Annotated in this window: 14 protein-coding genes; 5 read left to right on the top strand and 9 right to left on the bottom strand. The window is 65.6% G+C overall.

Translation table 11 applies throughout. The features are described 5' to 3' along the window. The first annotated feature begins 13 nt into the window (after positions 1 to 13). Entirely contained in the window at positions 14 to 820 is an 807-nt protein-coding gene (locus AC1DV8_RS17370; RefSeq protein WP_477150514.1) for a lysozyme inhibitor LprI family protein, read from the top strand. Between the two features lie 544 nt (positions 821 to 1364). On the opposite strand, the gene AC1DV8_RS17375 is transcribed toward AC1DV8_RS17370, so the two are convergent. From AC1DV8_RS17375 to AC1DV8_RS17405, 7 genes are all read right to left on the bottom strand, one after another. Further along, entirely contained in the window at positions 1365 to 2669 is a 1305-nt protein-coding gene (locus AC1DV8_RS17375) for a GH1 family beta-glucosidase (protein ID WP_477150513.1), read from the bottom strand. Positions 2670 to 2844: 175 nt separating this feature from the next. After that, positions 2845 to 3270: a GNAT family N-acetyltransferase gene (locus AC1DV8_RS17380; RefSeq protein ID WP_477150512.1), complete on the bottom strand. Its 426-nt coding sequence runs from the start codon at positions 3268 to 3270 to the stop codon at positions 2845 to 2847. A gap of 3 nt (positions 3271 to 3273) precedes the next feature. After that, positions 3274 to 4353 carry an Mrp/NBP35 family ATP-binding protein gene (locus AC1DV8_RS17385; protein ID WP_477150511.1) on the bottom strand — a complete coding sequence of 360 codons (1080 nt, stop codon included), beginning with the start codon at positions 4351 to 4353 and terminating at the stop codon, positions 3274 to 3276. 222 nt (positions 4354 to 4575) lie between these two features. Further along, positions 4576 to 5229 carry a fructose-6-phosphate aldolase gene (gene fsa, locus AC1DV8_RS17390; protein WP_477150510.1) on the bottom strand — a complete coding sequence of 218 codons (654 nt, stop codon included), beginning with the start codon at positions 5227 to 5229 and terminating at the stop codon, positions 4576 to 4578. Positions 5230 to 5311: 82 nt separating this feature from the next. Continuing rightward, the gene (locus AC1DV8_RS17395; protein ID WP_477158304.1) at positions 5312 to 6496 is read right to left on the bottom strand and encodes an amino acid aminotransferase; all 1185 of its coding nucleotides are present in this window, start codon (positions 6494 to 6496) and stop codon (positions 5312 to 5314) included. Positions 6497 to 6712: 216 nt separating this feature from the next. Continuing rightward, positions 6713 to 7639, bottom strand: a complete 927-nt coding sequence (locus tag AC1DV8_RS17400) for an electron transfer flavoprotein subunit alpha/FixB family protein (protein WP_477150508.1) — start codon at positions 7637 to 7639, stop codon at positions 6713 to 6715. Then, positions 7639 to 8397 carry an electron transfer flavoprotein subunit beta/FixA family protein gene (locus AC1DV8_RS17405; protein WP_477150507.1) on the bottom strand — a complete coding sequence of 253 codons (759 nt, stop codon included), beginning with the start codon at positions 8395 to 8397 and terminating at the stop codon, positions 7639 to 7641. Before AC1DV8_RS17405 ends, AC1DV8_RS17400 begins: the two co-directional genes overlap by 1 nt. 353 nt (positions 8398 to 8750) lie before the next feature. On the opposite strand from AC1DV8_RS17405, the gene AC1DV8_RS17410 reads away from it, so the two are divergent. The 3 genes from AC1DV8_RS17410 (at position 8751) to AC1DV8_RS17420 (ending at position 11436) form a co-directional block, all read left to right on the top strand. Then, positions 8751 to 9911, top strand: a complete 1161-nt coding sequence (locus AC1DV8_RS17410) for a M20 aminoacylase family protein (RefSeq protein ID WP_477150506.1) — start codon at positions 8751 to 8753, stop codon at positions 9909 to 9911. A 104-nt stretch (positions 9912 to 10015) separates the two neighbouring features. After that, the gene (locus tag AC1DV8_RS17415) at positions 10016 to 11068 is read left to right on the top strand and encodes an AbrB family transcriptional regulator (RefSeq protein ID WP_477150505.1); all 1053 of its coding nucleotides are present in this window, start codon (positions 10016 to 10018) and stop codon (positions 11066 to 11068) included. 53 nt (positions 11069 to 11121) lie between these two features. Further along, a complete protein-coding gene (locus AC1DV8_RS17420; RefSeq protein ID WP_477150504.1) occupies positions 11122 to 11436 on the top strand; it encodes a hypothetical protein in 315 nt (104 codons plus the stop codon). A 219-nt stretch (positions 11437 to 11655) separates the two neighbouring features. On the opposite strand, the gene AC1DV8_RS17425 is transcribed toward AC1DV8_RS17420, so the two are convergent. Next, positions 11656 to 13302: an alpha-amylase family glycosyl hydrolase gene (locus AC1DV8_RS17425; RefSeq protein WP_477150503.1), complete on the bottom strand. Its 1647-nt coding sequence runs from the start codon at positions 13300 to 13302 to the stop codon at positions 11656 to 11658. A 155-nt stretch (positions 13303 to 13457) separates the two neighbouring features. Here AC1DV8_RS17425 and AC1DV8_RS17430 point away from each other — a divergent pair, with 155 nt between their 5' ends. Continuing rightward, a complete protein-coding gene (locus AC1DV8_RS17430; RefSeq protein ID WP_477150502.1) occupies positions 13458 to 13859 on the top strand; it encodes a DUF1761 domain-containing protein in 402 nt (133 codons plus the stop codon). Between the two features lie 213 nt (positions 13860 to 14072). On the opposite strand, the gene AC1DV8_RS17435 is transcribed toward AC1DV8_RS17430, so the two are convergent. Further along, positions 14073 to 14480, bottom strand: a complete 408-nt coding sequence (locus AC1DV8_RS17435; protein WP_477150501.1) for a cyclic nucleotide-binding domain-containing protein — start codon at positions 14478 to 14480, stop codon at positions 14073 to 14075. Between the last annotated feature and the right edge of the window lie 94 nt (positions 14481 to 14574).

The raw sequence follows: 14574 nt of genomic DNA on the forward strand, positions 1-14574 counted from the left end.
GGCAGGTGAAATTATGCGCGCATTTCTGGGCCTGATGGGGATGGTGTTTCTGCTGCTCGTTGCCGCACCGGCACAGGCGGCGAGCTTCGATTGCAGCAAGGCGACGGCGCCCGACGAGAAGGCGGTGTGCCAGGATGGCGTAACCTCGGCGCTCGACAGCGAGATGGCCGGATTGTTCTTTGCCTACGACAGGGTGCCGATGCTGATGGGATCGAGCGGGGCGCGGCACGACGATGCCGAGGCATTCCTCGCCGAGCGCGGCAAATGCGGCGCCGATCTCACCTGCCTGCGCAAGGTCTACACGGCGCGCATCGCGACGCTGAGGGAGAGCATCGAGGTGTCGATGAAGCAGTTCTTCGACCTGCAGAACAACACCCCGCCGGTGACCGTTCCCGTGCCTCCGGGCATCGAGACGATCATTGCCGGCTATGCCGACCAATGCACCAAGCTTGGCGGCTCGCTGGCCGCCGGGGCCAACCGGCCGCTGATGATGAGCACCGACCTCGATGGTGACGGGATTGCCGACTATCTGCTCAACCCGCAGAACCTGCAGTGCAGCACCGCTGCGACGGCGTTCTGCGGCAATGGCGGATGCCAGATCGATATCGCGGTGTCTCGGGATGGGTTCGCCGAGCCGATCGAGGCAATGGGCGGCATGCCGACGCTGGTGCAGTCGGAGGCCGGAACGGTTGCCAAGGTGTGGGTGGACGCCAGCAACTGCCCGAAGGCCGCCGCTGAGGACGCATGCTGGGCGAGTTACGCCTGGGTGGATGGGAAGCACGCGGTGACGTATGCGGCGCAGCCGGCGCCGGCGATGTAGGGGGCGCTTGGTTCGACTATCCAATCGGCGATGACACGAGGAAGAGGACCATCATCCCGATAACCACGGAACCAAACATGAGGCCGAATCCCCAGTAGAGGAGCGTGCGCTCCGTTCTTAAGGCCGCATCCCCGCCCAGCACGCGGCCCAACAGGGCCCACGCTGCCTCCTTCCGTCTCTCAATGGTCCACGCCCCCTGATCGGGCGGTAACATCCCCTGAAACCGCAGGAGGCCCCATCCGGCTAGGGCGAAGCCAACCAAGAAGCACGCGATCACGACCCAGGGGACCCACAAGAAGGCCGGATCGATCTGATACTTCATTGCCAGGTCAGTTCTCTATCTTGAGCCGTCTTGGGCAGTTCGCCAGTAGCAAAGGTAGATCGCAACTCAATTCTCGGGCAAGTCGGCAACCCTTGCTGTGCTCATGATTACGAGGCGCCGACTAATAGCGCCGCGGCTTTGTCCGCCCCCTCCGCCACCCTTCGGGTGGTTCCCCTCCCCCGCCACGCGGGGGAGGATCACTGAGAGTGCGGCGCCTCTAGATCAGCGCGTGTTGTGCAGCATGCCCTGGAAGGCCCGGTAGCTGCCCTTGGGTGTCCGTACCTGGGTCTCGTAGTCGACGTGAACGATGCCGAAACGCGAGGTGTAGCCTTCGGCCCACTCGTAGTTGTCGAGCAATGACCAGGCGAAGAAGCCCCTGACGTCGGCGCCCTGCCCCTGCGCGTTGGCGACGGCGCGCAGGTGATCGTCGTAGAACTTCACCCGGCGCTCGTCGTTCGTCTCGCTCATGCCAGTCTCGGTGACGTAGAGCGGCAGCTTGGTGTAGTCGCGGTTGACGCGCACCAGCAGGTCTTCGAGGCCCTTGGGGTAGATTTCCCAGCCGAGATCGCTGCGCTCGAGATCGCCGGAGCGGCGTTCGGCGCCGAACAGGCCCTTGGGGCCGGCCGCGTAGATGCCGCGCGTGTAGTAGTTGATGCCCAGCCAATCGAGCGGGCGGGAGACGACTTCCATGTCCTTCTCGAAACCCACCGGCAGGTAGGGCGCGAGGCGGCTGGTCAGTTCCTCCGGGTAGCGGCCCTTGAACACGCCATCGAGGTACCAGCGGTTGAAGGTGGCGTCGCCGAGGTTCTGCGCCTCGAGGTCCTCGGGCTTGTCGGAGGCGGCTTCGGCCTTTTCGAGGTTGAGCACGATGCCGAGGTTCTTCACGCCTTCGCCGCGCAGCGCGTCGATCGCGGTGCCGTGGGCGAACAGCACGTGGTGCATGGCACGGGCAGCGGCGCGGAGGTCGCGATAGCCGGGGGCGTGGATGCCGAGCATGTGGCTGAGGAAGGCGACGCACCACGGCTCGTTGATGGTGGCGGTGGCGTGCAGGCGATCGCCGAAGTGGTGGCCGACCAGCGCAGCGTACTCGGCGAACCAGCTGGCGATGTCGCGGTTCATCCAACCGCCCTTGTCCTGCAGGGTGCTGGGGAGGTCCCAGTGGTAGAGCGTGGCGTAGGGCTTGATGCCGCGTTCGAGCATGCCATCGATGAGGCGATCGTAGAAATCGAGGCCCTGCTGGTTCACGGCGCCGATGCCCTCGGGGATCAGGCGCGGCCAGGCGAAGGAGAAGCGGTAGGCGTCGAAGCCGCCGTCTCGGATCAGGTCGAGGTCGCCGGGCCAGCGGTTGTAGTGGTCGCAGGCGATGGCGCCGCTATCGAGGTTCTTCACGTTGCCGGGGGTGGCCGAGAAGGTGTCCCAGATGGAGGTGCCGCGGCCATCTGTCTGGCCGCCCTCGATCTGGTAGGCAGCGGTGGCGGCGCCGAAAGTGAAGTTCGGGCCGAGTTCGTCACGCGAAATCGAAAACAAGAAGTCTCTCCTCAACAGGGCGGCGCTTCAGCGCTCGTTGTGGTCGTCCCGCAGGGCCGATTCTCGACATAGCGGATCAATGTAATCGATTGCATAACAGCGCGGAGGGGATGTGTCACCATGGGGAGGGTGAGCGCCTCTCTCATCGTGGTATCGTCCCGCACCGGCTTCTCAATCAGGGGTGAGCTTGCGGCCAGCGCAGGAAGATCAGCTCGGGGTCGCCGGGATCGAGGTGTTCGACCATACCAGCCTGGGTGAAATCGAGTTGCGGCAGGAGGTTGCGCATCGGGCTGTTGGACTCGTTGGTCGAGGTCCAGAGCTTGAGATCGGGCGGGGTGAGCGCGATGCAGTGCTCGATCAGGGCGCGGCCGATGCCCTGTCGGCGGGCGGTGGGCGAAACCACCAGCATTTCGATGAATGGGGAGCGGAAGAAGCTGCGGGTGAGGACGACGTAGCCGGCGGCGAAACCGTCGCGCCAGGCGATGTAGGTTTCGCCGGCGTGGACCCACTCCGCGATGGCTTCGCGGCGCTCGGTGCCGGCGGGTGCGATGCCGATCACTGCGTCGATCTCAGCTGCGGTGGCGAGCCGGATCGACAGCATGGCTCAAGGCCTGAGCTGCGGGTTGGCGGCGAGGATGTTGCGGACGATACCGCGGAAGGCCTGGCCCTCGGGACCGTCGGGGTCTGTGGCGACGACGGGCTTGCCGGCGTCGGAGCTTTCACGGATCGACATCACCAGCGGGATTTCGCCGAGGAACGGAATATCGAAGGTGTCGGCGGCAGCTCTGGCGCCGCCGTGGCCGAAGATGTCGTAGCGGTTGCCGGTGTCCGGGGCGACGAAGTAGCTCATGTTCTCGATGAGGCCGAGGATCGGCACGCCGGTGCGCAGCAGCATGTCCATCGCCTTCTTGGCATCGATCAGCGCCAGGTCCTGCGGGGTGGAGACGATGACCGCGCCGAGCAGCGGCACCTGCTGCACCAGCGAAATCTGGATGTCGCCGGTGCCGGGCGGCAGGTCGACGACGAGTACATCGAGGCCGCCCCAATCGCTCTCGCGTAGCAGCTGGCGCAGCGCGGAGGTGGCCATCGGGCCGCGCCACACCACCGCCTGGTTGGCGGTGAGCATCGAGCCGATCGACATGGCGCGGAGGCCATAGGCTTCGTGCGGGGCGAAGATGCCGTCGTCGCGGACCGCGGGCTTGCCTTCGAGGCCGAGGAGTTTTGGAATCGAGGGGCCGTAGAGATCGGCATCGAGGATGCCGGTGCGGAGCCCCTCGGCGGCAAAGCCGAGCGCCAGGTTGACCGCTACGGTGGACTTGCCGACGCCGCCCTTGCCCGAGCCGACGGCGACGATGTGGCGGACGCCGGGCACGGCTTCGCGCGGCGGCGGACCGGGGCGGCCCTGTGCCTTGGCCTGGCCGGTGGCGGCCTGGGCGCGGTCAGAGGTCAAGGACACCATGACCTTGCGTCCCTCGGCGACCTTCTCGGCGGCATGCTGAGCCGCCTCGCGGGCGGGACCGAAGGCGGCCTCCATGCCCGGGGCGACGGAGATGGCGAAGGCCACGGCGCCGGTGGTGACGATGATCTCGCTCAGCCCGCCATAGCCCGCGAGTTCGCCGCCGCCGGGGATTTCCACGGAGGCAAGGGCGTTGCGGACGGCGGTCGCGATGAGTTCATTGGCCATGCAAGTGCTCCGGGCTTTCAGCGGTGGCCTTCTCCCCTTGCGGGAGAAGCTGGCCGAAGGCCGGATGAGGGGTCGCGACACACAGTGTCGCCGATCCGAGTGCAAACGAGGAGCGGTCCGAGTGCGCGGAGAGATACCCCTCATCCGCCCTTCGGGCACCTTCTCCCGCAAGGGGAGAAGGCACTGCGACTGCCAGTGCCCTGCCCGTTTGCACCGTCGATCCTAGAGGATCGACTGGCCCGTGCTCTTCCAATCCTTCACGAACGCCTCGAGCCCCGACTTGGTCAGCGGGTGGTCGGCGAGCTTGTAGATCACCGCCGGCGGGATGGTGGCGACGTCGGCACCGGCGAGGGCCACTTCGGTGATGTGGTTCGGGGTACGGATCGAGGCCGCGAGGATCTCGGTGGCGAAGGAGTAGTTGTCGTAGATCGTGCGAATGTTCTCGATCAGCTCGACGCCATCGGCGTTGATGTCATCGAGGCGGCCGATGAACGGCGAGATGTAGGTGGCGCCGACCTTGGCTGCGAGCAGCGCCTGGTTGGGCGAGAAGCAGAGCGTGACGTTGGTCTTGATGCCTTCCTTGGAGAAGGTCTTGGTGGCCTTGAGGCCATCGATGGTCAGCGGGACCTTCACGACGACGTTCTCGGCGAGCTTGGCCAGCACATGGCCCTCGGCGATCATGCCGTCATAGTCGGTGGCGGCGACTTCGGCCGAGACCGGGCCGGGGACAATCGAGCAGATCTCCTTGATCACGTCCTTGAACTGGCGGCCGGACTTGGCGATCAGCGAGGGATTCGTCGTCACCCCGTCCAGAAGGCCGGTTTCATAGAGATCGCGGATGTCCTTGATCTCGGCGGTATCGACGAAGAACTTCATTGGGTTTCCTCCAGGAAACAGCGTTATTTGTCTGCCTAATAGGTAGTCAATTTCCGGCGCGGAGCAAGGCCGCGGCAGGTCTTCAGCGAATAGCGGCGAGCATCTTGTCGGCCAACTCGCCGATGCGATCCTCGGGGATTCCCGCGACGTTGATGCGACTGTCGTTGATCATGTAGATGCCGTCGTCGAGCTTGAGCTTGGTGACGACATCCTCGGGCAGCCCGAGCAGCGAGAACATGCCGGTGTGCTCGGCGATGAAATCGAAGTCCTTGCTGTTGGACCGCTGGCGGATGGCGTCGGCGAGTTTGACGCGCAGGCGCTTCATGCGTTCCCGCATCTCGGTCAGTTCGGCTTCCCACTCGGCGCGCAGTTCCTTGTCCTCGAGGATGACGCGGACGATTTCCGCACCATGGTCGGGGGTCTGGCTGATGGTGGCGCGGATGACATTCTGCATCTGGCTGGAGACGACATCGGCGCTATCGCTGTCCTTGGCAATGGCGATGGCGACGCCGGCACGCTCGCGGTAGAGGCCGAAGTTCTTCGACGCCGAGAAGGCGACCATCGACTCGGGCACCGAGGACACGACCTTGCGCACACCATAGGAGTCGGCCTCGAGGCCATCGCCGAAGCCGAGATAGGCGAGATCGACCAGCGGGAAGGCGCCGGTGCGCTTCAGGCTCTCGACCACCTGATCCCACTGCGCGTTGGTGAGGCTGGCGCCGGTCGGGTTATGGCAGCAACCATGCAGCAGCACGATGTCGTCGGAGTTCAACTTGTCGAGCGCGGCGAGCATCGCCGGGAAATCGACGACGCGGGTCTTGTGGTCGAAATAGGGGTAGTAGACCGGCGTCAGGCCGGCGAGTTCCGCCATCGGCCAGTGGTTCGGCCAGCTCGGATCGGAAATGAAGATGCGGCCCTTCGGCCGGGCGCGGCCGAGGACGTTCATCAGGATCGACAGCGCGCCGGTGCCGCCGGCGCCGTTGACGCAGCGAATACGCTTGTTGTCGACGACACCACCCAGCGCCAGATCGACGATGGCGGCGGAGAATTCCTTGTTGCCGACCACACCCTTGTAGGTTTTGGTCTTGGCGCTATCGAGGATGCGCTGCTCGGCCTTTTTCACCGACGACATGACGGGCGTGACACCCTTGGGATCTTTGTAGACGCCGACGCCGAGATCGATCTTTCCATCGCGGGGATCGGCGGCATACTCGGCCATCAGCACGAAAATCTTGTCGAGCGTGGCCTTCTTGAGGGTCTCAAACATCAGTCATGTCCGGGGAAAACGAGGGCGGGGTGTTTATAGGCGGTAGCGGGGGAATTGCAACGGGGCGGATGGTCTGAGCGGGAAGAGTACCCCCCACCCTGTCCCTCCCCCGCAAGGGGGGAGGTGACGCTCACACCGGCGCCGGTGTTTTGGTCTCCCTCCCCCTTGCGGGGAGGGGACAGGGGTGGGGGTATGTTCCCCGCACCGGCCTGTTCGTCAGCGTTTCAACCCCGCAATCAACTGCGGCACCACCTCGAACAGGTCCCCGACCAGCGCGATGTCCGCGATCTTCATCAGCGGCGCCTCGGGGTCCTTGTTGATGGCGATGATCTTCTTGGCGCCCTGGATGCCGGCGAGGTGCTGCAGGGCGCCCGAGATGCCGATAGCGATGTAGAGGTCGGGGGCGATGATCTTGCCAGTCTGGCCGACCTGCCAGTCGTTGGGGGCGTAGCCGGCATCGACCGCCGCGCGAGTGGCGCCTACGGCGGCGCCGAGCACCTTCGCAAGATCGGAAACCAGCGCGAACTTTTCCGCCGAGCCGAAGGAGACACCGCCCGCGACGACGATCTGGGCGGTCGAGAGGTCGGGCAGGTCGCTCTCGGTGCGGTGCGCGGCGATGAAACGGGCGACTGCGGCGACATCGGTGTCGACCGCGTGGATCGGGGCGCTATTGCCCGAGGCGGCGGGGCGGAAGGCCGAGGCGCGGATGGTGAGGAGGTGCTTGGCTTGGCCGGACGAGACGGTCTCGATGGCGTTGCCGGCGTAGATCGGACGATCGAAGCGGGTCGGGCCGTGGATGGCGACGACGTCGGTGACCGGCATAAGGTCGAGCTTGGCGGCGAGGCGCGGGATGGCGTCGCGGCCGGTCGAGGCAGCGGCAGCTGCGATGTGGCTGTAGGGCTCGGCGAGGCGAGCGAGCAGTGCGGCGACGGCCTCGGGCGAGAGGCTGGCAAGCGTCGCGCTATCGGCGACGAGGACCTTTTCGACGCCGGCGAGCTTGGCCGCTTCGGCAGCAACGGCGGAGACCCCCTGCCCTGCCACCAGAACATCGACCGGGCCGAGCTTTTCGGCGGCGGCGACGATGCGGGCGGTGGCGGCGGAGAGCGTGCCGAGGTCGTGTTCGGCGAGAACCAGTACGGCCATCAGAGCGCCTCCAGCTCGGACAATTCGGACTTGATGGCGGCAGTCAGCGCGGCAGTGTCAGCGATCTTGCGGCCGGCGACCCGCTCGGCAGGCGGGCTGACCTTTTCGAGCTTCAGGCGCGGCGTAAGATCGACGCCGAACTCGGCGGCGGGGCGCACCGCCAGCGGCTTCGAGCGCGCCTTCATCACCATGGGCAGCGCGGCGTTGCGCGGCGTGTTGAGGCGGAGATCGGCGGTGACGATGGCGGGGAGCGAGACGCCCACCGTGGCGCGGCCGTAGTCGACCTCGCGGGTGACTTCAAGACCATCGCCCACGACCTTGATCTCGGAGGCGAAGGTCGCCTGCGGCCAGTCGAGCAGGCCGGCGAGCATTTGGCCGACTTGGTTGGAATCGTCATCCACGGCTTGCTTGCCGAGCAGCACCAGATCGGGCTTTTCCTCCGCGACGACGGCCTTGAGCAGCTTCGCCACCGCGAGGGTTTCAACCCGGCCATCAGCCTCGATCAGGAGACCGCGATGAGCGCCCATGGCGAGGGCGGTGAGGATGACGTCGTTGCTCTGCTTGGGGCCGATGGAGACGACGACGATTTCAGTCGCGTGCCCGGCTTCCGCAAGTTGCACGGCGGCCTCGACGGCGTGCTTGTCGAAGGGGTTCATCGACATGCGCACGTTCTCGGTCTCGACGCCCGACCCATCGGGGCGGACGCGGACACGCACCGCGTGATCGACAACGCGCTTGACGGCAACGAGGATTTTCATCGGTTCCTCCGGTGTTGCCGGGTGTTTGGCAAATATGGCGGGGAGGGGCAAGTTCGGGCGGGGAATTTCTGACTACTAGGGAGGGGGTTGGGGAGAATGGCGTGCCTCTGCGCCGATAGGCCGGTGCGGGAAGAGTACCCCCGCCCCTGTCCCCTCCCCGCAAGGGGGAGGGAGACCAAAACACCGACGCCAGTGCGGGCGTCTCCGTCCCCCTTGCGGAGAGGGGACAGGGGTGGGGGTGTCTTTGGAACTCAGTGCCTATGGCAGACGATTGCGCCCTTGCGACGTCTGCCGGGTTGACGCCCCTACCCTCGTCCCCGCACATTGTCGCCTTACTAGCGTTCAGGTTCTTCATGCCCGTTATCAACCGTATCGCGGAATTCGCCGACGAGGTCGCCGAATGGCGCCGCGACTTCCACGTTCACCCCGAACTTCTGTACGACCTGCCCCGCACCTCGGGGAAAGTTGCCGAGCTGTTGCGCTCGTTCGGCGTCGACGAAGTGGTGACCGGGATCGCGAAAACCGGTGTGGTCGGGGTGATCAAGGGGCGTGGACCGGGCAAGACCATCGGGCTGCGCGCCGACATGGATGCGCTGCCGATCGCCGAGCGGACCGATAAGCCCTATGCAAGCGGGACATCGGGCCGCATGCATGCCTGCGGGCATGACGGGCACACCGCGATGCTGCTGGGCGCGGCGAAATATCTCGCCGAGACGCGCAATTTCGACGGCAACGCGGTGGTGATCTTCCAGCCGGCCGAAGAGGGTGGCGCCGGTGGCCGGATGATGGTGCAGGAGGGGATGATGGACCGCTTCGGCATCGAAGAGGTCTATGGCATGCACAACATGCCGGGGACGCCTGCCGGCCATTTCGCCATCCGCACCGGTGGCATCATGGCGGCGAGCGACGAGTTCAAGATCACAGTCGAGGGCCAGGGCGGCCACGCGGCGTTTCCGCAGAACACTGTCGATCCAGTGATGATCGCGGCGCAGCTGATTGTCGCGTTGCAGACGATCGTCTCGCGCAACGTCGACCCGATGCGTTCCGCGGTGCTGTCGGTCACCATGATGCGGGCCGGCGAGGCGTTCAACATCATCCCGCAGAGCGTGCAACTGACCGGCACGGTGCGGACGCTCGACGAGGCGGTGCGCGACCTGATGGAAGCGCGGCTGAAATCGGTGAGCCAGCAGCTCGCCGCGACCTTTGGCGCCAAGGCCGAGGTGACCTACCGGCGCGGCTATCCGGTGACGGTGAACGCGGCCGACCAGACCGCCTATGCCGCCGAGGTGGCAGGCGCGGTGGCCGGGGCCGACAATGTGAACACCGGCGTCGACCCGACGATGGGCGGCGAGGACTTCTCATATATGCTGCAGGCGCGGCCGGGGGCCTTCATCTTCCTCGGCAACGGGCCAACCTCGCAACTGCACAGCGACACCTACGACTTCAACGACGAGATCATTCCGGCGGGGGTGAGCTACTGGGTGAAGCTGGTCGAGGGCACGTCGCAGGGGTGACGGGACAGGGGTGGGGTCCGCACCTACCTCCGAATGGATCGCTTTCCCCACCCCGCCGACTCGTGGATAGTTAGCGTCCTAGCCATCTCGATTCCCCACGCCATATGACCGCCCCCCTTGCCGCTGGCACGGTTGCCCGCCGGACGTTCGTGACATTGCTGATCTCTGCAGCCGGCGGAGGCGTCGCGGCGGCGCTCGGCCTGCCCGGCGCGTGGCTTATGGGCGGGGCCCTGGCGGTGGCGATCGCGGCGCTGCTGGGCGCCAAGGTGATGCTGCCCAACTGGCTGCGCGACGCGGCATTCGTGTTCACCGGGCTGTCGATGGGCGCGAGCGTAGCGCGCGATTCGCTGGCGCTGATGGTGCAGTGGCCGGTGACGCTGGCGGCGCTGGTGGTGGAGCTGATCCTGATCATCTCGCTCACCGGCTATCTGCTGCGCAAGCTCTTCGGGCTCGACCGCGGCACCGCCTATCTCAGCTCGTTCCCCGGGCACCTGAGCTTCGTGATGGCAATCGCCGCGGCGGGGGTCGGCGATACGCGGCAGATCATCATCATCCAGGTGATCCGCATCCTGATGCTGACGATCTGCGTGCCGATCGGCGCGCTATTCCTGCCGCTCGGGCAGCATAGCGGCGGGCCGGGAGCGGCGCCGATGGGGTACGACACGCTGGCGCTCATGGCGGTCGGGTGTGCCATTACCGGCTTCATTTTCACCAGGCTCAGGATCCCGGCCGGCTATGCGCTTGGCGCCATGGCGGCGTCGATCACCGCCAAGTTCGCTGGCTGGTTCGAGGGCGCGGTGCCGCTGCCGGTGCTGATCGGCACGTTCATCCTGATCGGCGCGCTGATCGGCTCGCGCTTCAACGGCATCACCCGCGACGAGTTCAAGCAGGCGGCGATCGGCGGGTTGGCCGGCACGGCGCTGACCGTGGGCATCTGCACGCTGGTGACGTTCGCCGTGGCGCCGTTCGTCGACATGCCGTTCGGGCAGATCTGGCTGGGGCTGTCGCCGGGGGCGCTCGAGGGCATGGGGGCGCTGGGTATTGCGCTCGGGTTCGACACGGCGTTCATCGCGGCGCATCATGTGAGCCGGCTGCTGCTGCTCACCTTCGCCATCCCGGTAGTGGCGATGCTGGTGCGCGAGAAAGACCTACCCTAGGCATGCAATTGCCAAAATCAGCGGCTAAGCGCCTGCCATTCATGGAGAAACAGATGTTGCGCCAGCTGATCATTGCCACCCTTGCCTGCGCCGTTGCGGCCGTTACCCCGGCACTGGCACGCGAGAACTGCGACCTGAACGGCAGCCGGCCGGGGCTGACGGTGGAGTTCGGCTTCTCGATCGGCGGCAAGAAGGGCGGCGACAGCTTCGACCACGACATCGCCATGATGGAACTGCGCAAGCGCGGCGTCATCGCCCGCTCGGTCAGCAAGGCGTCGGACGGCTGCATCGAGGCCTTCGTGCAGTACCCGGACGGGTCGTGGCACAGCGATTATTATGATCCCGATACGTGGGAACAGGTGGACTGAGGGGGCTCCCGGCTTCTGCGTCTGGCCCCCGATGCCTCAGGGGAGCGCCTTCTCCCCTTGTGGGAGAAGGTGGCCGACAGGCCGGATGAGAGGTCCGTAACCGGAGGTTGCACGATCGGCGCGAAGCGACGAGCGATTGAGTGCGCGGAGAGAGACCCCTCATCCGCCCTTCTGGCACCTTCTCCCACAAGGGGAGAAGGCACCGACTGAGAGATTGGATCAGCCCTTCTTCCTTCTGCCCCCAAACGCCACTTTCATCTCGCCTGTCCCGAAGAAAGCAAACCCGTTCGCCGCGAGCTTGAGCTTGCCCTTTCGCCGTTCGGCGCCATGCGACAGCTCCAGCGGCTCCAGCCCCTCGCCGCCATCCAGCGTCGCATTGATCGGGTCGGCCGAGAGGTTGAACAGGCAGGTGATGGCGCCGTCCTTGCCGGTGCGGCGGAAGGCCAGTAGCGGCTCGGCGACCTTGAAGAAGTCGATGTCGCCGGTGGCGAAAACCGGGTGGCTGCGGCGGAAGGCCAGCGCCTTTCGGTAGAAGTTGAGCGTCGAGTCGGGGTCGGCGTTCTGGCTAGCGACGTTGAGGGCCGAGTGGTTCGGTTTCACCGGCAGCCACGGCTTCACGTTCGAAAAGCCGTTCGGCGCCTCGCCCTCCTCCCACGGCATGGGCGTGCGGGCGCCGTCGCGGCCCTTGTATTCGGGCCAGAAACGGATGCCGGGCGGATCGGTGAGTTCCTCGAACAGGATGTCGGCCTCGGGCAAGCCGAGTTCCTCGCCCTGGTAGAGGCAGACGGAGCCTTTGAAGCTCAGCAGCATCGCGGCGGCCTGGCGGGCGAGATCAGCGGGGTTCGCCGAGTACGGCGCCCAGCGGGTCATGTGGCGGTTGACGTCGTGGTTCGAAAAGCTCCAGCACGGCCAGCCGTTCGGCGCTCCGGCAAAGAACTTCGCCATCTTGGTGCGGAAGTGCTCGGCGGTGAACTCCGGCCCGAGCATGTCGAAGGTGTAGGCCATGTGCAGCTTGTCGCCGCCGGAGGTGTATTCCTCCATCAGTTGCAGGCCGCGATGGCTGTCGCCCACCTCGCCGACCGTGGTGGTGCCTGGGTACTGGTCGAGCAGCTTCCGCACCCGCTTCAGGAACGCGACGTTCTCGGGCTGGCTCTTGCCGAACTTGTGGTCCTGCATGTCGTAGGGATTGACCGCGTAAGGCAGGTGCTTGGGTCGGCGAGCGGGCGGATTGCTGCGGAGCTGCTTGTCCTGGAAATAGTAGTTCACGGTGTCGAGGCGGAAGCCGTCGACGCCGCGCTCGAGCCAGAAGCGCATGACGTCGAGCACCGCATCCTGCACATCCGGATTGTGGAAGTTGAGGTCGGGCTGCTCGATCAGGAAATTGTGGAAGTAGTACTGCCCGCGGCTGGGGTTCCACTCCCAGGCGCGGCCGCCGAAGACGCTCGGCCAGTTGTTCGGCGGCGAGCCGTCGCGCTTGGGGTCGGCCCAGACGTACCAATCCGCCTTGGTGTTGGTGCGGTTGAGCTTGCTCTCGCGGAACCACGGGTGCTGGTCGGACGAGTGGGACAGCACCTGGTCGATGATCACCTTGAGGCCGAGCGCGTGGGCGCGCTTGATCAGGTCGTCGAAGTCTTCGAGGCTGCCGAACAGGCGGTCGACATCCTTGTAGTCGGAGACGTCGTAGCCCATGTCGCGCTGCGGCGACTGGTTGATCGGCGAAAGCCAGATGCAATCGACGCCGAGGCTGGCGATGTGATCGAGCCGTCGCATGATGCCCGGCAGGTCGCCGATGCCGTCGCCGTTGCTGTCCTGAAACGACCGCGGATAGACCTGATAGATCACCGCGCCGCGCCACCATTCCGTCATTGAAGTCTCCGCCGTAACGTGGCCAGCACTGTCGCGAGCGGCCGCCGGAAAGGCAATCGCTTAAAGGACATATGGGTTCCCCGGCAATTGCGGGGCGATTTGCTTCGGCAGTAGAATTTAGCCCGGCGCGAGGGGCGCCGTGGGGAGTTCGAAAAATGCTTCCGATCAACTGGTTGGCCGTGCTTGTCGCCGCGATCATCCGCATGGCGGTGGGATTTGCGTGGTATTCGCCGCCGCTGTTCCTGAAGCCCTGGCAGGCGGTGACCGGGGTGACGCCGGAGTCGATGCGGGCGGGACTGGGCAAGGCGATGGTGGTGGACGTCATCGCCTCGCTGATCATGTCGTTCGCGCTGGCCAACATCATCGTCGGCGCCGGCATCACCGATTGGCTCAACGGCGCGCTGGCCGGCTTCTGGGTGTGGCTCGGTTTCATGGCGACACTGATGGTGTCGCTGTGGGGATATGAGAACCGCTCGCTGAGGCTGATCGCCATCAACCTCGGCAACAACCTGATCGCCCTGGTGCTGATGGGGGCGTTGCTGGCGGTTTGGCGGTAGGGGAGATGCCGGCAGGATAGGCTGGTTCGGGAAGAATCCCCCCACCCTGTCCCTCCCCCCGCAAGGGGACGCTCACACTGACGTCGGTTGAGCTGGGAACTGCCGGAGGGCACGTTGTACGAAGCCGAGGTACCAGGCGAATTTCACCAATGATTTCAAAAAGATCGTCGGCCGGGCGCCGACGGAGTATGCCCGGGAGGTGCGGGGCGAGCCTCAGTCGCTGCCGCGGACGGCGACCGCTTGTTCAACCTTGGCGAGGACGACGGGAAATCGCTCGATGTAGGAATCAAGGTGCAGCCGTTGAATCATCAGGCACTGCGTGTCGGTGAGCGCCCTCACGCTCGCCACGCGCGTCGAATGCTTCATGTTCGCGATCTCGCCGAAGAAATCGCCGGCCCCCAGCTTATTGACGACCTTTTCCTCCGGCTTGCCTAGAGCCTTGATGACTTCAACGCTGCCGGAAACGATGAGGAAGAAGGCCGCGCCGACGCGTCCCTCCCGTAGGATCACACGCCCCGGCTCATAGGTCTCGACGCGCGTGGACGGGATCAGTTCCTCGAGGTCCGCTTCGTTCATCTCGCTGAAGAGCGGCGTCTGCTTCAACAGATCGACTATTTCCATCGGCGCGCTCCCTGACGGAAGTCACCATGTAGCAAATACCGCTCTGCTTCAGAGGTCAACGCGCTTGCGCCCTGCGGTCCGGCAGCAGTCCCGG

It is taken from the genome of Devosia sp. P3_B2, assembly GCF_056402875.1.

What these genes read in the sequence shown, in the direction of transcription:
- AC1DV8_RS17405 (WP_477150507.1), bottom strand. Translation starts at nt 8,397, where the DNA reads ATGAAAATCCTCGTTGCCGTCAAGCGCGTTGTCGATCACGCGGTGCGT.
- AC1DV8_RS17395 (WP_477158304.1), bottom strand. Translation starts at nt 6,496, where the DNA reads ATGTTTGAGACCCTCAAGAAGGCCACGCTCGACAAGATTTTCGTGCTG.
- AC1DV8_RS17400 (WP_477150508.1), bottom strand. Translation starts at nt 7,639, where the DNA reads ATGGCCGTACTGGTTCTCGCCGAACACGACCTCGGCACGCTCTCCGCC.
- AC1DV8_RS17420 (WP_477150504.1), top strand. Translation starts at nt 11,122, where the DNA reads ATGTTGCGCCAGCTGATCATTGCCACCCTTGCCTGCGCCGTTGCGGCC.
- AC1DV8_RS17385 (WP_477150511.1), bottom strand. Translation starts at nt 4,353, where the DNA reads ATGGCCAATGAACTCATCGCGACCGCCGTCCGCAACGCCCTTGCCTCC.
- AC1DV8_RS17425 (WP_477150503.1), bottom strand. Translation starts at nt 13,302, where the DNA reads ATGACGGAATGGTGGCGCGGCGCGGTGATCTATCAGGTCTATCCGCGG.
- AC1DV8_RS17370 (WP_477150514.1), top strand. Translation starts at nt 14, where the DNA reads ATGCGCGCATTTCTGGGCCTGATGGGGATGGTGTTTCTGCTGCTCGTT.
- fsa (WP_477150510.1), bottom strand. Translation starts at nt 5,229, where the DNA reads ATGAAGTTCTTCGTCGATACCGCCGAGATCAAGGACATCCGCGATCTC.
- AC1DV8_RS17380 (WP_477150512.1), bottom strand. Translation starts at nt 3,270, where the DNA reads ATGCTGTCGATCCGGCTCGCCACCGCAGCTGAGATCGACGCAGTGATC.
- AC1DV8_RS17435 (WP_477150501.1), bottom strand. Translation starts at nt 14,480, where the DNA reads ATGGAAATAGTCGATCTGTTGAAGCAGACGCCGCTCTTCAGCGAGATG.
- AC1DV8_RS17430 (WP_477150502.1), top strand. Translation starts at nt 13,458, where the DNA reads ATGCTTCCGATCAACTGGTTGGCCGTGCTTGTCGCCGCGATCATCCGC.
- AC1DV8_RS17410 (WP_477150506.1), top strand. Translation starts at nt 8,751, where the DNA reads ATGCCCGTTATCAACCGTATCGCGGAATTCGCCGACGAGGTCGCCGAA.
- AC1DV8_RS17415 (WP_477150505.1), top strand. Translation starts at nt 10,016, where the DNA reads ATGACCGCCCCCCTTGCCGCTGGCACGGTTGCCCGCCGGACGTTCGTG.